General features: G+C 41.1%; 17 protein-coding genes. All 17 read right to left on the reverse strand.

Annotated elements, in window-relative coordinates; translation table 11 throughout:
* Nucleotide 1: 1 nt before the first annotated feature.
* Entirely contained in the window at nucleotides 2-1,696 is a 1,695-nt protein-coding gene (gene fliF / locus G399_RS0108630; RefSeq protein ID WP_006008458.1) for a flagellar basal-body MS-ring/collar protein FliF, read from the reverse strand.
* Between the two features lie 11 nt (nucleotides 1,697-1,707).
* Nucleotides 1,708-2,034: a flagellar hook-basal body complex protein FliE gene (fliE, locus tag G399_RS0108635; protein ID WP_006008460.1), complete on the reverse strand. Its 327-nt coding sequence runs from the start codon at nucleotides 2,032-2,034 to the stop codon at nucleotides 1,708-1,710.
* A gap of 323 nt (nucleotides 2,035-2,357) precedes the next feature.
* Nucleotides 2,358-3,749, reverse strand: a complete 1,392-nt coding sequence (locus G399_RS0108640) for a sigma-54-dependent transcriptional regulator (protein ID WP_006008463.1) — start codon at nucleotides 3,747-3,749, stop codon at nucleotides 2,358-2,360.
* A complete protein-coding gene (locus tag G399_RS0108645) occupies nucleotides 3,746-4,978 on the reverse strand; it encodes a sensor histidine kinase (RefSeq protein ID WP_006008465.1) in 1,233 nt (410 codons plus the stop codon). The genes G399_RS0108640 and G399_RS0108645 overlap by 4 nt, the downstream gene beginning before the upstream one ends.
* A 148-nt stretch (nucleotides 4,979-5,126) precedes the next feature.
* Nucleotides 5,127-6,560, reverse strand: coding sequence for a sigma-54 dependent transcriptional regulator (locus tag G399_RS0108650; RefSeq protein ID WP_006008469.1), 1,434 nt, complete (start codon nucleotides 6,558-6,560; stop codon nucleotides 5,127-5,129).
* A 234-nt stretch (nucleotides 6,561-6,794) separates the two neighbouring features.
* Nucleotides 6,795-7,595 (reverse strand): flagellin, encoded by an 801-nt coding sequence (locus tag G399_RS0108655; protein ID WP_006008471.1) that lies wholly within the window; start codon nucleotides 7,593-7,595, stop codon nucleotides 6,795-6,797.
* A 381-nt stretch (nucleotides 7,596-7,976) separates the two neighbouring features.
* Entirely contained in the window at nucleotides 7,977-8,444 is a 468-nt protein-coding gene (locus G399_RS0108660; RefSeq protein WP_006008473.1) for a GNAT family N-acetyltransferase, read from the reverse strand.
* 113 nt (nucleotides 8,445-8,557) lie between these two features.
* Nucleotides 8,558-9,703: a UDP-2,4-diacetamido-2,4,6-trideoxy-beta-L-altropyranose hydrolase gene (gene pseG, locus G399_RS0108665; RefSeq protein WP_006008476.1), complete on the reverse strand. Its 1,146-nt coding sequence runs from the start codon at nucleotides 9,701-9,703 to the stop codon at nucleotides 8,558-8,560.
* Between the two features lie 9 nt (nucleotides 9,704-9,712).
* A complete protein-coding gene (pseI, locus tag G399_RS0108670; protein ID WP_006008478.1) occupies nucleotides 9,713-10,795 on the reverse strand; it encodes a pseudaminic acid synthase in 1,083 nt (360 codons plus the stop codon).
* A gap of 61 nt (nucleotides 10,796-10,856) precedes the next feature.
* Complete coding sequence (locus G399_RS0108675) at nucleotides 10,857-11,879, reverse strand: glycosyltransferase family 9 protein (protein WP_006008481.1); 1,023 nt, start codon at nucleotides 11,877-11,879, stop codon at nucleotides 10,857-10,859.
* A gap of 5 nt (nucleotides 11,880-11,884) precedes the next feature.
* On the reverse strand, nucleotides 11,885-12,592 hold the full coding sequence (pseF, locus tag G399_RS0108680) for a pseudaminic acid cytidylyltransferase (protein WP_006008482.1): 708 nt from the start codon (nucleotides 12,590-12,592) through the stop codon (nucleotides 11,885-11,887).
* Nucleotides 12,589-13,776 carry a UDP-4-amino-4,6-dideoxy-N-acetyl-beta-L-altrosamine transaminase gene (gene pseC / locus G399_RS0108685; RefSeq protein WP_006008484.1) on the reverse strand — a complete coding sequence of 396 codons (1,188 nt, stop codon included), beginning with the start codon at nucleotides 13,774-13,776 and terminating at the stop codon, nucleotides 12,589-12,591. Before pseC ends, pseF begins: the two co-directional genes overlap by 4 nt.
* On the reverse strand, nucleotides 13,773-14,771 hold the full coding sequence (gene pseB / locus G399_RS0108690; protein ID WP_006008486.1) for a UDP-N-acetylglucosamine 4,6-dehydratase (inverting): 999 nt from the start codon (nucleotides 14,769-14,771) through the stop codon (nucleotides 13,773-13,775). The genes pseC and pseB overlap by 4 nt, the downstream gene beginning before the upstream one ends.
* 2 nt (nucleotides 14,772-14,773) lie before the next feature.
* Nucleotides 14,774-18,688: a motility associated factor glycosyltransferase family protein gene (locus tag G399_RS0108695; protein ID WP_026843593.1), complete on the reverse strand. Its 3,915-nt coding sequence runs from the start codon at nucleotides 18,686-18,688 to the stop codon at nucleotides 14,774-14,776.
* 12 nt (nucleotides 18,689-18,700) lie between these two features.
* The gene (locus tag G399_RS0108700) at nucleotides 18,701-19,012 is read right to left on the reverse strand and encodes a hypothetical protein (RefSeq protein WP_006008490.1); all 312 of its coding nucleotides are present in this window, start codon (nucleotides 19,010-19,012) and stop codon (nucleotides 18,701-18,703) included.
* Nucleotides 19,009-19,437 (reverse strand): flagellar export chaperone FliS, encoded by a 429-nt coding sequence (gene fliS, locus G399_RS0108705; RefSeq protein WP_006008492.1) that lies wholly within the window; start codon nucleotides 19,435-19,437, stop codon nucleotides 19,009-19,011. The genes G399_RS0108700 and fliS overlap by 4 nt, the downstream gene beginning before the upstream one ends.
* A gap of 94 nt (nucleotides 19,438-19,531) precedes the next feature.
* The gene (fliD, locus tag G399_RS0108710) at nucleotides 19,532-20,977 is read right to left on the reverse strand and encodes a flagellar filament capping protein FliD (RefSeq protein WP_006008494.1); all 1,446 of its coding nucleotides are present in this window, start codon (nucleotides 20,975-20,977) and stop codon (nucleotides 19,532-19,534) included.
* Nucleotides 20,978-20,991 lie beyond the last annotated feature (14 nt).

The raw sequence follows: 20,991 nt of genomic DNA on the forward strand, positions 1-20,991 counted from the left end.
CTTATTCGTCCTGTAATAGCCAACCGCGAACTACTTGCGCTGATAATTCAGGCTCGTTAGCTACGAGAGCACGTACGGCTTTTAGCACATCTTCGTCTTTACGTAAATTGGGCAACATTAGAGAACCGTCAGCGGCAAAGCCAATCTGCGTTTCGTCAAATTCATCGTTTAGCATTGCCAACGGATCCTCACCCAAATCTAAATCTGACTCGTCAAACTCGTCATCTGAAAGACTATTCTCTGGGAAAATAAGCTTCATAAGCATAGGGCGAACGACAAAGAATATTAAAATAATAATCACCAGCGCGCCAAGTATCAGCTTCAGTATAGGCATAAAACGCTCTTGTTCCCAGAGCGGCGTTTCTCGAATTTCACCTATCTCGACTTTGTTGAATGGAATACTGACGACTTCAAGTGAATCACCTCGTGTCACGTTAAAACCGATGCCGCCTTGCAACAAGCGACGGATGCTTAGCAATTGTTCTTGACTCACTGGCGTACTTGAAACTGTGCCATCAGCTGCTGTAGTCGATGTATAGTCCACTGCGACTGACACACTCAAACGACGAATAACACCGGTTTGCTGCTTAGTATGACTAATCGTTGTATCTAATTCATAGTTACGAGTTTGTTCTTTGCTGTTGCTGCCAGGTATAGGAGAACCATTACCCCCGCCAGTAGCATTTTCAGGAATGGTCGCATCCATAGGCGGTTGATTTGATAGCGCTCCTGGTATACCGGCAATGACATTGCCCACATTATTTTGTTCTGAAATCATTTCACTTCGAATGGCAGGAAGATCCGGGTTAAAGCGGCGTTGAGTTTGCTCAACAAACGTAAAATCCATAGTTACATCGGTTTGTGCCGTGTAGTTTCCTAAACCTAAAACGGGAATTAAAATGGAGTCAATTTTTTCCATGTATTCGGATTCTCGTTTCTTCTCTAATTCGTATTCTTTGCGCGCTGCCGAGGTCCCTGCATCTTGTGAACCTGAATTTAATAGGCGACCATTATTATCTGTTACAGTGACTTTACTAGGCTCCATACCTTGTACTGCAGAAGCAACGATATCGACAATAGAGTTTACTTCTTCAGCGGAAACAACATTACCTCGTCTAGCGGTAACAACAACCGTTGCACTGCCTTTCTTTTCACGCCGTGAGAATACATTCTCTTTAGGCAAGGCCAGCAGCACACGTGCTTTAGCTATTGAGTTCATGTCTTCAATAGTGCGTGCAATTTGTTGTTCGCGAGCGTGTTTCAAACGTTCCATTTCAACACGTTGGCTTACGCCAAAACCCATGTCTTGCATTATGATGTCAGTGCCCTGTGAAGCTTCACTACTGATACCTTGGCGCGCCATACCAAATTTTGCGTCATTAAACTGCGATTCAACAACGTAAACCGTATTCCCTTCTAACTTGTATTCAATTGCATTTTGATCAAAAAAATCGAGGGTTTCAATTAATTCTTGTGTTGGCATTTGTGCCAATGGACGAAAAGACGGTTCTTTTGACCAGAGAAAAACAAAAATGGCAATAACGATACAAATAACCAACGTGACTACTAAGGTAATTTGACGCACCATTTCAGTCGTACCTAACTGATCCATGAGAGTCGGTCTGCTATCAACCGAATCATCAATTCCATCAAGGCTACTGGAGAGTGCTAATTCTGTACTTGCTGCTTCAGCCACGAGTTACTTCCTTAAACAGGCATGTTCATTATAGTTTTGTAGGCTTCAAGCACTTTATTGCGCACTTGCATTGTTGCTTCAAAAGCAATACCGGATTTTTCTTTAGCTATCATCACGTCCGCCAAACTTAAATTGGGATCGCCCATGTCAAATGCAGTTTGCATCTCACGTGATTGTTTTTGCAAGCCGTTGACATTGTTAACCGCTTGGCTAAGCAAGTCGGAAAAGTCGCTGGCAGATGTATTACCTTGAATTGCCGGCACATCCATTTTGATTGGCTTTATATCACCAACCATCGCTTGCATTTCTTGGTAGATAGAATTCGCTTTGATGTCCATCACACAACCTCTAGTGTCATTATTTTGAATAAATTACTTCGTCTAAACTAAATTTAGCAAATACAATGCCAGTTTATTTAATTCAATAAATTCAATGTGTTATATATTTATTTGAGGAACTTACTTTTTAGGTGACAAAAAAATGCCGCTAACGGATAGCGGCAAATAGGGATCGACATCCTGTCGGTACTGCTTATGAATAAGCATATTGGGCACTTCATTTAGCTGAGCACTTTATTTAGCTGAGCACTTCATTTAGCTGAGCACTTCATTTAGCTGAGCACTTTATTTAGCTGGGCACTTTATTTAGCTGGGCACTTTATTTAGCTGGGCACTTCAATACCAGATTCACGCATGCGAGCCAGTTTGTAACGCAATGTTCTGGGGCTTATCCCAAGCTTCTCAGCAACGTCTTTGCGCTTGCCATTAAAAGCTTGTAACGCGTCCAAAATAATCTGATGTTCTTGGAATCGAAGTTCCGATCCTAATAAATTGTTATCGACGTTATTATCAAAATCTGAAGTATCTTTTGAAATATCAGGGGACGTTAAAGTAAACATAGTCGATGTTGTTCTTTCAACATTATGCGCAGCTTCAATCATTAAATCTTCATTACCGATTTCGCCATTATCACTCAAAATTAATGCCCGTTGGATCACGTTCTCTAATTCTCTAACATTCCCCGGCCAAGTGTGTTGCATTAGTTTATGCTGCGCTGCTATCGTAATATCAGGCACAGGGATGCCCTGTGCAACTGCATGACGCTGAACCATATGTTTAGCCAATGGAATTATATCGCCAATGCGATGCGCCAGTGGCTGCCATGTAATTGGAAACACATTGAGTCTATAATATAAATCTTCTCTAAATTTACCATCGTCAACAGCTAGCTTTAAGTCACGATTGCTTGTCGCAATTACTCTGACATTTAGCGAAATAGTTTTACGCCCACCCAGTCTTTCAACTTCTCTTTCTTGCAATACACGCAAGATCTTAGCTTGTAACGCCAAATCCATTTCGGTTATTTCGTCTAGCAATAACGTGCCACCTTGGGCTTGTTCAAATTTACCCGGACAAGCTTGAACTGCGCCGGTAAACGCGCCTTTCTCGTAACCGAATAACGTCGCTTCCAACATATTTTCAGGGATCGCTGCACAGTTAATAGCAACAAATACCGATTGGCTGCGTGAACTCTGATCATGAATGTAACGTGACAACACTTCCTTACCAGAACCGCTCGGGCCTAATACCATGACCGTCGCTTCTGATTTAGCTACTTTTCTAGCCAATTCAAGCATACGAATACTTGAGGGGTCAGCAACAATGGGGGTTTTTGACTCTACCTTTTGTGATGGTGCATAGCGCCCAACTAAATTTAATAATACCTCTGGTGCAAACGGTTTTGATAAATAATCAGTTGCTCCATCACGCATGGCTTGGATAGCATCATCAATATTGGCAAATGCCGTCATTAACAATACTGGGAGCTTGGGGTATTTGGCTTTCACACTTTTGAGTAAAGAGAGTCCGCTCATTGCGCCCATTTGAATATCGCTTACGACCAAATCAAATTGATTATTATCGGCAAGTTTGATCATCGCATTTTCAGCACAATCGACCGGAGTAACTTGATAACCACCCAATAGTAGGGTGTCGACAAGCGCTTCTCTAAGCCCGTCATCGTCTTCGACTATTAGAATTTTGGTCTTACTCATATTGCTACCCCTTGATGTAAGTCAGTTGAGTATGTTTGAAAATGAATTTTAGGATCGATGCATGGCAATAGTAATGTAAAACAAGCCCCCTTACCTTCTGGGTTATTAATTGCGCTAACAAAACCCTGATGTGATTTTGCAACCGACTTAACAACAGCTAATCCTAATCCTGTGCCTTGTGTTTTTGTGGTGAAGAAGGGTTCAAAGATACTGTCTATTTGAGCGACCGATAAACCACAACCCTGATCCTTAATTTGTATACTAATAAATGGTGCACCGTTTTCTTCAACTATGTCGGTAATCACTTCAATCACATCACCTTCTTGCGATACTTCAATCGCATTGTGAAGTAAATTGCTAATCGCACCGGTTAATGCGGTTTGATTTCCCATTAACTGATGATGTGACGGTTTATTGTCGATTTCTAAATGAATTGACTTAGTCGCTAATAACGCATCGACGGCTTCGGTACTATTTACCAAAACTTGCGTTACGGTTAGTGGCGCCACAATCTGTTGCTCACCACTTTTCGCAAACAACAACATGTCATTTACTTGGCTCTCTAGATCTTTTAAACGATTTTGTAAATTTGTGGTGAAGCGGTTTGCCATCTCATTTTTCAAATTCAATGAACGCAAATTGGCTGCATATAGCATCGCTGAGGATAAAGGCGTTCTTACTTGATGAGCTAAAGATGCGACCATTTTGCCTAAAGATGACAAACGCTGTAAATGGCTTATCCGACTCTGTAGTTCGCGAGTTTCGGTGAGGTCAGTAAGTACAATAAGTTGACCTTTTTCTTCAACTAAAGGCGTAATGGAGATTTTTACTTTACGCCCATCACGCAATGAGACCTCATGGCCATCATCGGCTTGGGGTTTAAATGAACGTAAAATAATTTCACGCCAAAGTTCTTTTTCAAGCGGCGCTCCGAGTAATTCAACGGCTTGTTGATTAGCTTGCTTTATGTGCCCTCTTTGGTCCAGTACAATAACGCCTGCTGGCATTACCTCCAATAAATGATTAAGTCGTTTGGCTTTGTTCTTCAGTTCTTCAACCGTATCATCACTTTCCACTATTTGCGGTTCTGCGATGGCTTGTGCGCATACTTTATTAATCGATACCGGTTTTTCTAAATTAACAGGCTGACAAACTGCACGTTGACGTGAACCAAATGAAAATTGATTTTGTGGATCAATAACGAAAAAATTGTTAGTTAACTGCGACATAATCCTCTGACTACCTAAACTACTGGGTGTACTGAAGTAATGCACGAGGCATGCCAATATTTATATAATTGATTTTTATGGTTTTTTTATGATCTTTAACACCTCAATCACTGTCAATAAAATGACTAAGGCAGTAAATTCTGAGGACTTATTGACGGCTTATTTCGTATTTACGCATTTTTTCAACCAAGGTTGTTCTGCGCATGCCTAATTGATCGGCCGCTCTTGCAACGACCCATTCTTGCTGCTCTAACGCTTGTGAAATTAAGTTAATTTCTAAGTCAGATAAATATTCTTTTAGGTTTACACCATCAGAGGGTAATGCCGTACTTAATACACCGACTTGGCTTGCTTCTGATGTTTCTTCACCTTGGTTTGTAAAAAGTTCAGTTAATACTTCACGCTCTTGCTGTTCTTCAGATAGCGAACTTAAGGCAATAGGTGCACTGCCATATTGATACTTTATTGGCAGTTCTTTAATTCCGACTAATTTCTTAGGATACAATATTGCCAAGCGTTCAACTAAATTTGATAACTCTCTAACATTGCCTGGCCATGCATGTGACATTAACGATCGCATCGCGTCATCGTTAAATTTAACCATGTTTTCGTTGTTGTTTTCTAAACGGTGCGCCAATTCTTGTAACAATAATGGAATGTCTGCTGCGCGTTCGCGCAATGCTGGGCTCTCAATAGGAAAAACGTTTAGGCGATAGTATAAGTCTTCTCTGAAAGTGCTTTCGACTATCATATCTTCCAAGTTACGATGCGTTGCTGCAACGATACGGACATCGCAGTTAATTGTTTTTGTGCCACCGACTCTTTCAAAGATGCGTTCTTGGAGTACACGAAGCAATTTTACTTGCATTTGCAGTGGCATGTCACCAATTTCATCTAAAAATAAGGTGCCGCCTTCGGCTAATTCGAAACGTCCTTTACGCGAACCTATAGCCCCCGTAAATGCGCCTTTTTCATGACCAAATAGTTCACTTTCTAATAGCTCGCCTGGGATCGCACCACAGTTTATGGGAATAAACGGGCCTTTTTGACGATTCGACATATAGTGAATGTTACGAGCGATAACCTCTTTGCCCGTTCCTGATTCGCCTAATATAAGCACGTTCGCATCGGAAGGAGCCACTTGCTCTATAAGAGCGCGAACCTCTTTAATTCCGCCGCTGTTGCCAACCAAGCTTCTAAATAAGCGAGTTTTACCGGAAGTCGCGCCCAAAGAAGGGATATTCAAACGCCGAAAATCTTGACACTTTTTAAGTAATTCGAGCATTGTGGGCTGAGTAATAGGTTCAAATAATGACCCCATCATATTCTGATAGTTTTTGTCGCTGCTTAATTGAAAGCCAATATTAATAAATGGGATCAAAGGAAATTTTTCAATTACGTCTTCCGCCAACTCCGGAAGTTCACCATCGATAAGAACAGCAAATAGATCGTTTTGTACCTCAATCGTCTTAATGCATTGACTATAATCGCTATGGCTAGAAGCCTCACCCATAAAAGTCAGTATTACATTCAGATTATTTTTACGAAGTTCATTATCGCTGATAATCAGAATTTCCTTCATTGCTACCTCAGTGCGGGGTTGTTTCTTGATAGGTATAAAAATGGTATTACGAGAGTCTAATTTATACTATATTTTCATACATGGTATCTGATAAATAAAGTAAAGCCATAAAAAAAAGCGACCCAGCCGATTTTATAACCCTAACTAACGATACAACTTAATAAATAGGTAAATAAATAGGCAAATAAACAACGCCATCACATGTCGCAAAACACACATCAGCATACTATATATTTACCCTAACAACGCCTGCACTTGGCTTTGTTGTTGATTGGCCTGAACTTGCACTGTTAAAGATGCCTGTCCTTGCACTTGGGCAGCAGCTAAGTCGCTGGTTCCGCGGGCGTAGTCCAAGTCCTGAATACGACTCCTAGCCGCTTGAGTATTTATGGTCGATTCAGACAACACCCTAGCTGCAGTTGCAAATTGATTTTGCGTTGCCCCTAAATCACCACGAAAGCCGCCGATAGTTTCTAAGGATGCATCAACTATATCAAGGGCTTGTTGGCGTGATTCTTCACTTGTAACATTAATACTCAATAAGTCGTTTATCGATTCAGTTACGCTATTGGTTTCAACATCGATATTATTGCCTGAAGAGCTACCTACTAAGAAACTGATATCTTGACCGCCGGACAATAGCGGCTTCCCAGCAAAGTTAGTTTGCTCGACCGTTAGACTGATATTTTCTTGTAGTCCACTAATTTCGCTTTGCAGAGTTTGACGATCTGCATCATTTAGGGCGCCGTTACCTGCTTGCACTGTAAGTTCTCTAATGCGATTGGCATCATCAGAAATGTTAGCTAAGCCTGATTCTGCAACTTGCGCAAGTGCGATCCCATCATAAGCATTAGACACTGCTTGACGGCTACCTTGGGTTTGCGACGTTAATCGATCAATTATCAGTTGTGCTGCGGGGTCATCAGCTGCGCTATTAACTTGTTTGCCTGCGGCAAGCTTTTCCAACAAATTGGACTGTTTCTGCTGGACTTGCTGTAACAGGCTACCTGTATTGTTATTATCAACCTTAATCATCATTGCCTCTGTTGCTGCTCGTTCTGTTACGGCTCACTAATAGTATTTGGCATGTTTTTACAATTTACCACCCGTGACGTATAAACATTGAACGATAAACAGTGATCGATCAACGGCGGGAGATAAACAGTGGGAAATAAACGCAAAACTACAGAATTAATATTCACAATGGCTACTCTGCAAAATCAAAACGCAGTTAGCGTTGTCTTAGTATCGGCAGTTTAGTGGAGATCTTTAACTTTTTTTAATTTTATTTAAATTTAGCCATAGATAAGCTTGTGGGGCTTCTTAGATTAGTTACATCGTTGTTTCAATATTGATAATGCCGTCATGATGCGTTAAAAGTAATAGTATAAAAATCGCCCATACCTAAAAAGAATCTCATTCTTTAATAATTTGGTATACGACACTATCTATTTGATTGATTTCTGCATCTCTTAAATAGCTAAAACCGGCTTTTTCAAATGATTTTATTGATGCTATATTTTGTTTTTTTATAGATGCTAAGATGGGCAAGCTGTTAAACTTGAAATAGTCAGCAACACCTTTGCTAATAGACACACTTGCCAACCCTTTCCCTCTAAATTGTTGCGCGATTAAAACACCTATTGTTGCATTATCCGTTTTTACATCAATACGCAGAAAGGAGGCAGGCCTGTTATCAGATTCAAGAATATAAAGTAAAGAATTTTTATCATTCAACTTATGCGTGAACCAGTCGCAATGAGGTTCATAAACGATAATATCAGCGTTAAATGATTGTTCTCGAACCAGTTGATCATTAGACCACTCAAAAATCAGATCGACATCGGTTAATTTCGCCTCTCTTAAATGTAGTTGATTGGCCAAATTATGTCCCTCCTGTCATCGAATAAATAGTCTGTTAACGTGAACCGTAGTTTTCTATCTTAGCTAGCACTTTGTTCAAGTGATTGAGCGTGACAGCCTAGTACAGTATATAATTAAGCTCGTGATCTAAGCATATCACTAAATACATTTAACACATTATCAGCACCCGAGTAAGCTTCTTTTTGCACGCATTCATAGGCTTTATTCTGCTTCACCGTTAAGCACGCGGTATCATCATAATTAGCAATGACTTGTTTTGCTAATCCGATATAATCAACTTGCTGTCGCCAATCGACCGCACTGCACCAACCTTGCTGCGCCGACAGCGTGGCCGCAGGCATTTGGTTATCGGCGACCACCACAAGGACACTCGGCGTATAACAGCGCATTAATTCGAATTGCGTTCCACCCGCCGCACTGATACTTAAACGACTGTGCAACATAATCTCAGCCATATCTTGAGCATCGTGCATATATTGGATAGGCATACTTATTTTATACTTCACATTATCGTAATTTAGCCAACCCTTTTGAATATTTTCTATCAGCTGCTTTTGGCATTTGTAGGCTGCACCAGTGATCACTTTAACTGGATACTGAAACTTCAACTGACTCAATGCACCAAGCATTCTCAGGGTATGATTTTGGGCATCACCGCCACCAAAACAAAGTAGTAATGAATGCCTATTTGCTATGGGTATTAACGGCAAGTTAATAAATTCAGGGCGTAATAAAAGGTACTGAGGTCCTAAACACAGTCGGCTATTTGGCGCATTCTTTTCATAAACTAGTTGCCGCGCTACTGCTGCGCCATTAATTACTATATCAGCTACGTGCTTCTGATTTGCTTGTGCAAACGAGTTAATATCATCAAGGTAGGCAAAGCAAATACCGGCTGTTGCTAACGCCTGTTGATAGGAATGATCAAATTGATAGCCATCAAGCACAAGGATCTGTTGATAATTAGATAATGGTTCTGAGGTAGTGCGAGACATGCACGTTGCAATAAACTCAACATCACGCTTATTGCGCTCAATTATAGCATCAGCTGTGACACTTTTATGCCAATGGCTGTCATCAATAACCACAATGTCACCGTGCCATTGATGTCGACTTAATAGAAAGTTTTTACTGGTTTGGTTGCATATAAACACAACATCAATTTGAGCCTGTTGCGCAGCTTTTGACAGCGCAAAACAACGCATTAAGTGCCCTAACCCAATATGCTCATTACCCTCTACTCTGAAAAATAGCTGCATTAGGATTGTTTACTGCACTGAATTAATTTTCGCCCAACTCAATGGCGTGCCTTTTGGCATCGAGACGGAGGCAACACTGCCCAAAACCGCGGTTAAATGTTTGGGCGCTAAGCCATGCGCTGGTCGCACAATTTTCACATGTTCAGTAGTCAATATTTCCCCCGCTTTTATATCTTTGCAAATGTATATTGAACGACGATACTGTTTTGATTTTTCCTCAGCTTGGCTGCCGCCATAAGTTACGCTACCAATGGCTTGTGATGCTCTTGCTGTCTCGATAACTAACTGAGCTAGTTCGCTCGGTTCAAGTGAAAAAGCAGCATCGACACCACCGTCATCTCTGCATAAAACAAAATGTTTTTCAATCACACTAGCCCCGTAAACCACACTGGCAACTGACGCACCAATACCCGCAGTGTGATCTGATAAACCAACTTGGCAATTAAATGTAGCGCGCATATTGGGAATGGTCACCAGGTTTGTATTTTCAGGTAGCGCTGGATAAGTGCTTGTGCATTTAAGCAATATAATATCCTCACAACCTGCATTTTTCGCCGCCGTTAGTGCTTCTTCAATATCGCTAATACTGGCCATACCGGTTGACATAATAAGCGGTTTACCTTGCGCAGCAGCTTTTCTGATCAAAGGAATATCGGTCAGTTCAAATGACGCAATTTTATAGCATGGCACATTTAATTGTGCCAAAAAATCAACCGCATCTTCATCAAATGGTGAACTAAATGCGAGCATGCCAAGACTATTAGCAAGGGTGAACAATTCAGCATGCCATTCATATGGAGTTGATGCTTTGGCGTATAAATTGAAAAGCTTTTCACCTGCCCACAAATTGTCATTTTCCTTAATCACAAAATCGGGAGAATCAACATCAAGTGTCATACTGTCGGCGGTGTAAGTTTGCAACTTAATAGCATGTGCCCCAGCTTTAGCTGCTTCTGCAACCATTGTTTTAGCTAGGGTTAAGCTTTGCCCATGATTACCGCTAAGTTCAGCAATAATAAACGGCTTTTGATTCGGACCGACATCGAAGAAAAGGTCATCATTGCCTATTCGAATTGTAGTGTTACTGGACATATATTTGACCTTATGAGCTTTTTAAAATGCATTAATAAAATATGATTTGTGCGAACCCGCGCTAAAAGCTATTTTCGTTACTCGCATCGACGCTGCCATCAAAAATACTCTGTACACCTTCAATTAAACTTTGTACTTCTGCCGGTTGATCTGACATATCAGTTGCATAGTCTGGCATTAAGGTACGGGGATCAACATTACCGCTGATGATCATCACAGGGCAGCCAACCGCCATCGCCAGCCATTGTGGTGCTGATGGAACAGAAATAAGTAAATCACTCGATTTCAACATAGCTAAAGTTTGACGCATCGATTGAGTACCGTCAAATTTTGACCAAACCTCGAATCCGGCCTCTTCAAGCGCTTTTTCTAATTGCTCTGTTAGCGTGTAGCTGCGCTCTGCTGTGCGCGCTTGAGTTGCCAGTGCTATCACCTTTTTGTGTTTGCCCTTTTTGGCGATCTGCTTGTCCTGCGTGATTTGTATTTGCATATCTAAATCGATATCTTGCCACCCGCAGCAGGTCCGTAAATAAAATTCAGGATAACCGCGCTCTGGCAAGTAGTCAGATTGCCACCACGTAGTATGCCATCTCATCATGCTAAACCAGGTACTCTGCAGGTATTGACTAGGGTCATTTACAAAACTAGCAGGCAATGTTTGGTTTTGAAATTGGGTAATTAACTCAGCAATTGACATACCAATATAATTACCCTCAACAGGCTCACCTGCATCTTTTAAGAAACGCGATAAAAAGCTAGGCATAAACCAGGTGTCAAGATTAATTATTTTGCTATAAGCTTCACCAACAATGATTTCAGCAAGACCTAAAAATACTTCCATTGCCTTTATTATATCTTCTGGCCATTCACCCTTTTTCAATCCAAAGGTTTTCACTTGCGGCTCAGCTAATGCCATCACTTCAAACCCGGCGGCGTAGGTTAAAAAATGCACTTCAGCACCCGGGTGTTTACGTTTTATATGTCGTACACTTGGCACTCCAATGCACGTGACATCACCTAACCCTAGCATGCGAATAAGCAATATTTTCTCTTTGCGAGAGTCGGCTTCATTAGTCACAAGCATATCACTTACCTCGAATTATCTTGTTGTCTAGCCATATAAGCTTGATACATCAGTTCGGCTCGATACCAATCCTCGGGGGTATCAATATCTTGTACTAAGTGTCGCGGCAATATGATGGGAATACCGTATTCAGAAAAAATCGCCTTCGCGGAGAGATAATCGTCGGTTCTACCCCAATAAAACTGTCCGGCATCATGATATGCTTCTGGCAGGTCTTGCGAGCGCTTCGCAATATCTTGCTCAAAAGCTGGCAGTGCATAATCTTCTTTCATCAACAACGCTCTTTGAATTGGAAACGCAAAACTGGTGACAGAATATGCAAAGCTTTTATCCGATTGATCAATCAGTGCTTGCAAACCTTGTTGCAGATATTCAGCTTGCAAAAAGGGAGCGGTGGCATAAATGGCGCAACAAAACGTTGGATCGCCAATGTTTTTTTTAACCCATTCAATAGCATGATTAGTCACATCTCGCGTGCCCGTTGTATCGTCTGATAAGTGTTCGGGACGCATAAATGGCACTTGCGCGCCATATGCTTTGGCTATATTTGCAATCGCAGTATCGTCAGTAGAAACGATAATATGATCAAAGACGCCCGACTTCTTAGCCACCTCAATTGAGTACGCGATAAGTGGCCGTCCTGCAAATTCTTTAATGTTTTTTTTGGGGATGCGCTTACTTCCGCCGCGAGCGGGAATAATAGCGACGTTCATACTAATATCTCAGTCAATGCATCAACCACAGCTTGTTGCTGCTGCTCCGTTAGGCTCGGATATAGGGGCAGTGTAATTGCGCGTTCATAATAGCGTTCAGCATAAGGGAAATCACCGTACACAAAGCCTAACTGCTGATAAAACGGATGCAAATGAATCGGAATATAATGTACGTTTACGCCAATACCTTTCTCAACTAACTGCTGGTAAACGGCTTTTCTTGTTTGCCCTCGATTAGTATCGCCACCTTGCGGTTTTAGCTCAACTACGAATATATGCCAAGCACTTTGATTATCAATGCTGGTTCGCTGTGGCAAAATAAGAGGTAAATTAGCAAGTGCTTGAATATAAAAAGTCGCTTTTTGTTGCCTAGCTAGGATGAAATCATCTAGTTTCTTTAACTGCGATATACCCAGTGCCGCTTGCATATCGCTTAATCGGTAATTGTAGCCTAATGTAAGTTGTTGGTAATACCAATCGCCGGCTAAGGATATTTTTGTTGTCTCAGCATCAAACAAACCGTGATCGCGGGTAATTCCATGCTTAGCGAACAACACGATCTCTTGTGCTAGTTCAGGATTATTAGTTAACACTGCGCCACCTTCGGCGGTTGTTATAGATTTTACGGGGTGAAAGCTCAACACCGTTATATCAGAGTATTCACAGCTACCAATTTTACGGCCCTTATATGAGCCGCCTAAACCATGTGCGGCATCTTCAATTAACACGATGCCCAGACCACTGAGTAAATTGGCAATTGCTTGCATGTCACAACTAAAACCGGCGAAATGAACAACCACGAGTGCTTTAGGCAACTGGCCTGCTTGTTTAGCAAGCGCTAGTTTTGTGCCTAGTTTTATTATATCAATGTTGCGAGTGTGCTCATCCATATCCACAAAATCAATTTGTGCAGAACAGTAAAGGGCACAATTTGCGGAAGCCACAAAGGAATTAGGAGTCGTCCAAACAATATCCCCATGAGTCACGCCCGCAGCTAAACAAGCAACATGTAAACCGGAAGTCGCACTATTTACCGCTGTACAAAATTGCGCACTGGTATAGTCACAAAGCGCTTGTTCAAACTCAGGCACTTTACTTCCCTGGGTCAAGAAGTGGTTTTCCAACACATCAACAACTGCGTCGATGTCGTCACCGCTGATGTCATGTTTACCATAGGGGATCATAGCGTCTGTTTATCCATCGCTTTTAAGTCATCGACGCTGAGAAAGTGTTGATTTGTACCAGAATGATACTCAAATTTTTCACTTACCTTGTTACCTATTTCACCCAATTTATTTTTTGAGTAATCAATGGTCTTATCGAAAAATTTGATAGAAGGTGTAATCACAAAATGGTCATCAAACTCTAAGGAATGATGTGCCATTTCTTCAGGTACCATTACTTCGTGTAATTTTTCGCCTGGTCTAATGCCGATAAGCTCACATTCTCGAGTACCGCTCATTGCTTCGACTAAATCTAAAATATGCACGGAAGGTATTTTAGGAACAAAAATTTCTCCGCCCTGCATTCTTTTAAAATTGGTGAGGACGAATTCTACGCCTTCATCTAGGGTGATCCAAAAGCGTGTCATCTCTTGATGCGTTACCGGCAGGATTGTTTTGCCCTGCGTAAGTAAATTGCGATAAAACGGCACAACTGAGCCTCTTGAGGCAACCACATTGCCGTATCTTACTACCGCAAACCTTGGCCCATCGGCGCCAGCTATATTATTCGCGGCTACAAACAGTTTATCTGACGCCAACTTTGTGGCGCCATACAAATTAACAGGGTTAGCAGCTTTGTCAGTAGACAACGCAATAACGCGATGTACCTTAGCTTCAATACACGCTTCAATGACGTTTTGCGCACCATTGATATTAGTTTTAATGCATTCGTTTGGATTGTACTCTGCCGCGGGAACTTGCTTTAGCGCTGCAGCATGAATAACGTAGTCTACACCTCGCATAGCAGTAAGCAGGCGACTCGCATCTCGAACATCGCCAATAAAATAACGCATACAAGAGTCAGAAAATAGTTGCTGCATTTCATATTGCTTGAGTTCATCCCGGCTGTAAATAATCACTTTTTTAGGTTTGTAGCTTGCTAAAATATGCGATACATAACGATGCCCGAAAGACCCCGTGCCACCCGTTATTAATATAGTTTTGTTATCAAACATTATTACTTTGCCTTTGTGTAGACACTAATATTAGATTCTACAACGCTTTGTGTTTGCCAGATTTGGAATAATTCTACTGCGTCAAATTGTCTATTAACCTTAAGACCACGAGAATTAGCAGAGTCACAAACAGTGGTATTAGCCTTGAGCTGTGGCCCCTTTCTAGGTATTCCAATATACGTTTTGTAATCAATGAACGCGGGTGCAGAGATACGCTCTACAATGTTACGTTCAATATATTTATGCGCTGCTGTTGCATCCTCTGATAAAACTTTCAACGAGGATGTCAATGCATCACTTACCTTGGTGTCTTGACTAGATGACTTTTCAGATGCGTCATCTTCATATTGAAGACCGGCTAAATTGTCCGTCTTGTTTAATTCAGCTGCTTCATTGATTTTCAATGCATTTTTTAAGCCAATATCTGAAAAATCCAATTTTTCAATAAAAATTGAGTAGTCTGCGGTATCATTTAGATGTTTTATTGCTGATTCAAGATGCAGGCTTAGAGGCGAGAAAGGGATCCTTCCTTGCTTATAATCTGCCGTACTACTTAACTCTAATACTTGTGGTAAAACCTGAAATGAAATCACTAAATGCGTATAGGTCGCGACTTGCTCAAACCAGATAGATTGGTATTCTCCCATCAAACAAATAAGTACATTGCCAACGTAATTGTGCTGCTGCGCTTGCTCATCGTGTTTCTCAAGACATGCGGCTGCGCTTTGCCAGTCCTGTTTCGATCGTACTGATAATATAACTGATCCTGTTTTATTCGGTGATGCATCTGGACCCGCTGAGGGCTCTTTATTCGCTGAGGGCTCTTTATTCGCTGAGGGCTCTTTACCCGCTGAGGGCTCTTTACCCGCTGAGGGCTCTTTACCCGCTGAGGGCTCTTTATTCGCTGAGCTTATTGAATATTTCGCGGGGCTTTGCCCGACCGTATGAACCGAATAAGTAATAGGGTAAATAGTAGCAAGCGTGCTTAAACATTCACTCACCAAGTCACTTAACTGTGGCTCAAAGGTATTCACGGATATTTGACAAATATCTCGTTTCCTTAACACGAGGCGCTCGCGTATAACTGGAAAACTAGAAGAGGTATCAAACAATTTGTTAGTATTTTGCAATAACAATTTGACATCATTTAGGGTGTCATCCCAAGTTACTATAGTCTGCTGCGCAACGTCCACGGCAATATTGACGTCTTGGTGCATCGCCGCTTTACTTAGCACGGAATTGACGTAATTCATGGTCCCATAGAAATAATAGAAGAACAAAGAGTTGCCTTTTTTATAAGAATAAAATAAAAATTGCTTTTGTTTCTCAATAATAAGGAACACATCATCTTGATTGCTAATTGTGGTCTGCAACATGTTTTGTAGTTGACTAATTTCATCCAGAATTAACTGGCTATCATATTTACTTTCAAAGTCATCAATGAATTTATCAGCAGGTAATGTACAAAAACACGACTCAATATTTTGCAAAACACCTTGCTTTTGTTCAGGTGTACTCATCAATAAAATATTATCAATACTGAGCGCAGTAGCCCCCTCTATTCGAGCACCATCACTTGTATTGTAGCAATCAATTTTATGCGCTGCTAAGGCTTGCTCAATGATCGTTTTAGCCAGTTTAAATTCGTATTTTGTGCTTACCACCGGACGAAAATTGCCGGGTACTAGCAGCCCTGTATTATTCTCTTCTGTATATTTATAAAGCTCTTTACCCTGCTGAGTATAGTAACCTGACTGCGATGAATGGTGTTTTTGGTTATCCACAAACCCCATATCAACGCCAAACAAATAAAACTGATTAAAACCGAGTTTTAAAAACAAATTTATGGCGAAGTTGCTAACCGTGGGAAAAGAAAATTCAAGTGACTCTGCCTTATCTGCACCGATGACGTTAAGCGCCGAGACCGTCGCAGATTCTCCCTCTTTAAACGCAAACTTTACGTTTTTATATAAGTTACACGTATCGGGGTGGATACCATTGCAACTTAATAAGGTTATTTTCTTGAGGAACTCAAGGTCATCAACTCGATACGCCCAATCATAAGTTGCACGGTTGAGCTCTATTTCGGCATGAAAGTCGGGGATGATATTATTCCGCTGCAGTGCTTGCAATGACGTACCGCAAGACACAATAATAGCGCGCTCTTTCAGCTCTCGAATAGTGTCAAGGCTGTAGTCTAACGATGGCCCATTGCCGACAAAAATAATAGGCAATTCGCGTTGTTGGTCGCTGAGATATTGACTTGGTTTGGCACGCAAAAACGGAATATTGTTACGTAATGCTTCTTTGGTATGTTCAATCGCATAACAAGCGTGATCAAAATACTCGCCCATCGCAACCACTATCTGTAGTTGCTCTCGCAACTGCATAATAGATGCGTTTAAAGAGGCGTTGTAATAGCCCTGGTAAAAGAAAGTTTGGCTGAGAACATAAGGACCAATATTATAAAACTGACTTAATAGATCGCGAAATAAATGAGTACCATCATCACCAATATTAATATATAAATTAGCGCCCGACTCGTCTACTTTCTCTAATATATTAGCCCAATCTATAGCGAACAAAGATGCATAGAAAAAATCTCTATTGGGCTCGCAAATAAACAGCTTCTCAAGCTCTTTATGTTCAAACAAACTTTCTAACTGATAGCCTGCACCGAGTCCAAAAAGGATTAGAGATTTAATCGTATCAGGCAAGAAGCCAGCTTCATCTTCAGCTTTTAGTAACAATTGTTCGGTTTTTTTAACCAATCGATAGTGATAGTAATGTTTTAACTTCTCACCTTTATAGCCAAGAATAAGTCCATCTTTGTTTGGGAATTTCTCAAAGCTTTTGTAGTGGTTTTGACCATCTTCAGCTGGTTTATTGCTATATAAGCAGGCGCCATTATCTCGGTTAAATAAATTTATCTCACTGATTTGATTTTCAACTACAGCCCATGTTTGTGGTTTGTAGTTGGCAAACTCTTTATGAATATTAGGATAGTATTTTTGAAAAGCCGCTAAATTAGTTTGAAATCGTGACTGCTCTTTAGAAACTACTGATAGTGAGTGAATATTTGGGCTATCCAACCAAGGCGGCGTATATTGAGTGAACTTACCTTGAATAACGAATGGCGAATTTGAGTCTTTTATTTCTTGCCACGACTTCGTTCGAAACGCGTGCAGAACGGCGTCAAAGGTAGGCTCATAATAATGTTGAAATAGCATTACATCTTTCACCTCAACCTGAGCTGATAGTTCAGATAAGTCTTGAATTACCTTTTCGCTATTTTGACCTATTTGAAAGTACAAACTGGTTCCAGTTTGCATTGCCTTTTCAAGCACACTTTGCCAGTCTTTGACCAAACATGAACTTTTAAAATATTGTCCTTCAGGTTCATAAATAATTACGTGCTTAGCTGAGCAATTCTCAATCAACCAATCAATATGGTGACCCAAGCCTAAACCTAGAACAACCAGCACGTCAGCCCTTTTGGCTTTGATCTCAACAAATTTAGCATTCGCTTGATGCGCCTGCAAAACATCTTCTAACTCATCACTCTCCCAGTCTCCTCGAGTATTAGGCGCTAGTGATAAAGTACCGGCCAAAGAAAGGTAAGCAGAGTGTTGCGGCATTTGCTGACACTGCTCCGTAATTTCAGCTAGTGGAGACTCTCCATAAAGTGTTCTACCAAGCCCAAAATCAACAATATTGTATTCTTCATTCTGATTACAAAATATAGAAATATTACTGCTGCTTATTGAATGTAATTCATTAATTAAACTTGGAATGTGCTTAGAGAAAGCGGATTTATTTTGCTTGTGCGTTTTTTCTATATGAACAGCAGATCGTACTTCAATTGCTTCCTGCACTTCTTCGTTTGAGTGAATATGAACACGGATATCATTCAACATAATTAGACTTAATCACTTATATTTTTTAACTGCTTTTAGCCCACGCACCAACCCACTCAATTCAGATAGTGAGTCAGCAAAAAGCGACTGCACGGTCGCATGGAGTTTAATATTAATCGGCAATTCAGCTTTGGCGAATTGATCACGCCCAGCTTCATTTAGGTTATTGAGATGACGCTGGATCAATTCGTCACGCTGAGTCACAAGCCTGCGCAGTGCTTCATCATCGACGTGGTCAGTCGCAAGCACCGCACAAATTGATTGGTTTATAGCGCTAAGCTCCTCAGGAGTTAGCGCATGGGATAAATAGTCGTCTTTAATCACACTGATTGGCTTTTTCGACGTTGAATTTCGTATGCCTCTTGTTTTGCATCATCTGGAATACTAGCCCAAGCCTTTTTTATTGGTAGTAGCAGATTAATCACTTCATCTATTGTCTGCAAGTTGTTTTGCACGTTAGCATCCTGTAACTGGCGTATCATAAACTCATATAGTGCATACAGATTTTGTGCAACATCACCGCCAACATCCAAATCCAAGGTATCTCTTAAGTTAAGTAAAATCGCGTTTACTCTTGACAGGTGTTCTGCCTTTCCAGCAAAGTCTTTACGTTCCATACACCCCTTCGAATATGCCATGCGGTCGAGTGCTCCTTGCATCAACATCAGCGTTAAACGATGCGGATCCGCGCTTGCAATATCCTGTTTCAGGCTGTCTTTTTTATATGCGTTTATACCTTTGAGCGCCATGCAGTATTGTCTCCGAATAAAATAGTAAAGCTGTTCAATATGGAAACACAGCTAAGAATAATTGTTTATAGCAATAAACGTCTTAATTGAAGCGCTAAAACAAGCTTGCTAATAACGCTGAACTTGATTGTTGTAATCTTGCTACGGTTTGGTCTAAGTTCAAATATCGTCCACGCAGTGTCTGTTCAAAACTGACTAAGCGCAGTTCAAACGCCGCTCTGTCGTCCAACAACTGTTCACGCTGGTCCTTCGCTGCGGTCTCTCGCCCTGCTAAGATACCGCTAGATTTAGTGTATTGGTCGATAAAGTCATATAGCTTATTGGCAATACCATCTTCAGCGGTAAACAGTTTTGATACTTCGTCAAAATTGTTTTCAAGCGCATCGCTCAAACGACTCGCGCCAGTACCTAAGCCAAAGTCACTATTACCAATTTCTAGTTTGCCTTCACTGGTTAATTCGATACCAATTTGAAACAAGCCGCCCAATGCAGATGCAGAAACAGAACTACTTAAAATACTACCTAAACCTGCTTGAATACCTCTAACGGTAAAGTCGCCAGCTAATGCACCATCGTCTTCCAAGTCTGATTCACCGTATTTTGTCAAAGAGCGGATTTCATCGTTAAGCGAATTATAGCTTTCGACAAATTCTTTGATTTTTTCATCTAGGCCTTCCTCATCAAAACCGATAACCAATGTTGAAGGCTGAAACTCATCATTTGCATCTTTTTCTGAAACCGCTTTTGCCGTAAACGTCACATTTTGAATTGTATTTTTGAATTCATTGCTATCACTCTGTACCGTAATACCGTCAATAATAGCTTGTGAGTTTTGTGCCGTTTTCGTGGGCACTAAATAACTGGCAGTCTCAGCTGAATCAGTTGTGGCAATGCGATTAAGATCAGTAATATCGTTGTCATTTACTATAGAAAGGTCGTTACCTTCGCCGGTTATTTTTGAACTAAAAATCAATTTAGCGCCACCATCAGCGGTACCGGTGTTAATAATGTTTGCGGTAATACCAAAATTATCTTGCGCATTATTAATTTGTTCACGAAGCTCAGCTAACGTTGCACCCGCCGTTACATTAATTGAAAATGTATCGCCTGTGCCGCCAATCTTGAAGGTAAGTGAACCAGCAGTGCCTGTCACTGAGTCAGTTGACGCAGCGAAACCACCATTGGCAGCTGCTGCGGATTCAATTCTACTGCCGCTCGCCAAACGTTCAACAGTAATTGCATACTCGCCTGTTAACGCACTGTTCGATGCTTTGGCTGTGAATGGTTCGGTATCTTCAGAAGGATTGCGTATGGTAGGCTCGCGCCCAGTAAGGGCTTGGTCTTTGCGCAGTTCGTCTACTGAATCTTTAAATTCAGATAGTTTTGATTTTATTTGTCCGAGACTTGAAATCTCGGACTCAATTCTTTCGTCTCGAGCATCTAATCGAGCGGATTTTGGTCCACGCTCAGCCGCTAGTAATTGTGTTACCAGACCTTCGAGATCTAAACCTGAACCGACCCCTAACGATGAAATACCCATGTTTTACCTCATTA

It is taken from the genome of Brumicola pallidula DSM 14239 = ACAM 615, assembly GCF_000428905.1.
Classification (GTDB): domain Bacteria; phylum Pseudomonadota; class Gammaproteobacteria; order Enterobacterales; family Alteromonadaceae; genus Glaciecola; species Glaciecola pallidula.

What these genes read in the sequence shown, in the direction of transcription:
- G399_RS0108655 (WP_006008471.1), bottom strand. Translation starts at nt 7,595, where the DNA reads ATGATTAAGGTTGATAATAACAATACAGGTAGCCTGTTACAGCAAGTC.
- fliD (WP_006008494.1), bottom strand. Translation starts at nt 20,977, where the DNA reads ATGGGTATTTCATCGTTAGGGGTCGGTTCAGGTTTAGATCTCGAAGGT.
- G399_RS0108640 (WP_006008463.1), bottom strand. Translation starts at nt 3,749, where the DNA reads ATGAGTAAGACCAAAATTCTAATAGTCGAAGACGATGACGGGCTTAGA.
- G399_RS0108650 (WP_006008469.1), bottom strand. Translation starts at nt 6,560, where the DNA reads ATGAAGGAAATTCTGATTATCAGCGATAATGAACTTCGTAAAAATAAT.
- pseI (WP_006008478.1), bottom strand. Translation starts at nt 10,795, where the DNA reads ATGTCCAGTAACACTACAATTCGAATAGGCAATGATGACCTTTTCTTC.
- G399_RS0108645 (WP_006008465.1), bottom strand. Translation starts at nt 4,978, where the DNA reads ATGTCGCAGTTAACTAACAATTTTTTCGTTATTGATCCACAAAATCAA.
- pseF (WP_006008482.1), bottom strand. Translation starts at nt 12,592, where the DNA reads ATGAACGTCGCTATTATTCCCGCTCGCGGCGGAAGTAAGCGCATCCCC.
- fliE (WP_006008460.1), bottom strand. Translation starts at nt 2,034, where the DNA reads ATGGACATCAAAGCGAATTCTATCTACCAAGAAATGCAAGCGATGGTT.
- G399_RS0108675 (WP_006008481.1), bottom strand. Translation starts at nt 11,879, where the DNA reads ATGCTTGTGACTAATGAAGCCGACTCTCGCAAAGAGAAAATATTGCTT.
- G399_RS0108695 (WP_026843593.1), bottom strand. Translation starts at nt 18,688, where the DNA reads ATGTTGAATGATATCCGTGTTCATATTCACTCAAACGAAGAAGTGCAG.
- pseB (WP_006008486.1), bottom strand. Translation starts at nt 14,771, where the DNA reads ATGTTTGATAACAAAACTATATTAATAACGGGTGGCACGGGGTCTTTC.
- pseC (WP_006008484.1), bottom strand. Translation starts at nt 13,776, where the DNA reads ATGATCCCCTATGGTAAACATGACATCAGCGGTGACGACATCGACGCA.
- pseG (WP_006008476.1), bottom strand. Translation starts at nt 9,703, where the DNA reads ATGCAGCTATTTTTCAGAGTAGAGGGTAATGAGCATATTGGGTTAGGG.
- fliS (WP_006008492.1), bottom strand. Translation starts at nt 19,437, where the DNA reads ATGGCGCTCAAAGGTATAAACGCATATAAAAAAGACAGCCTGAAACAG.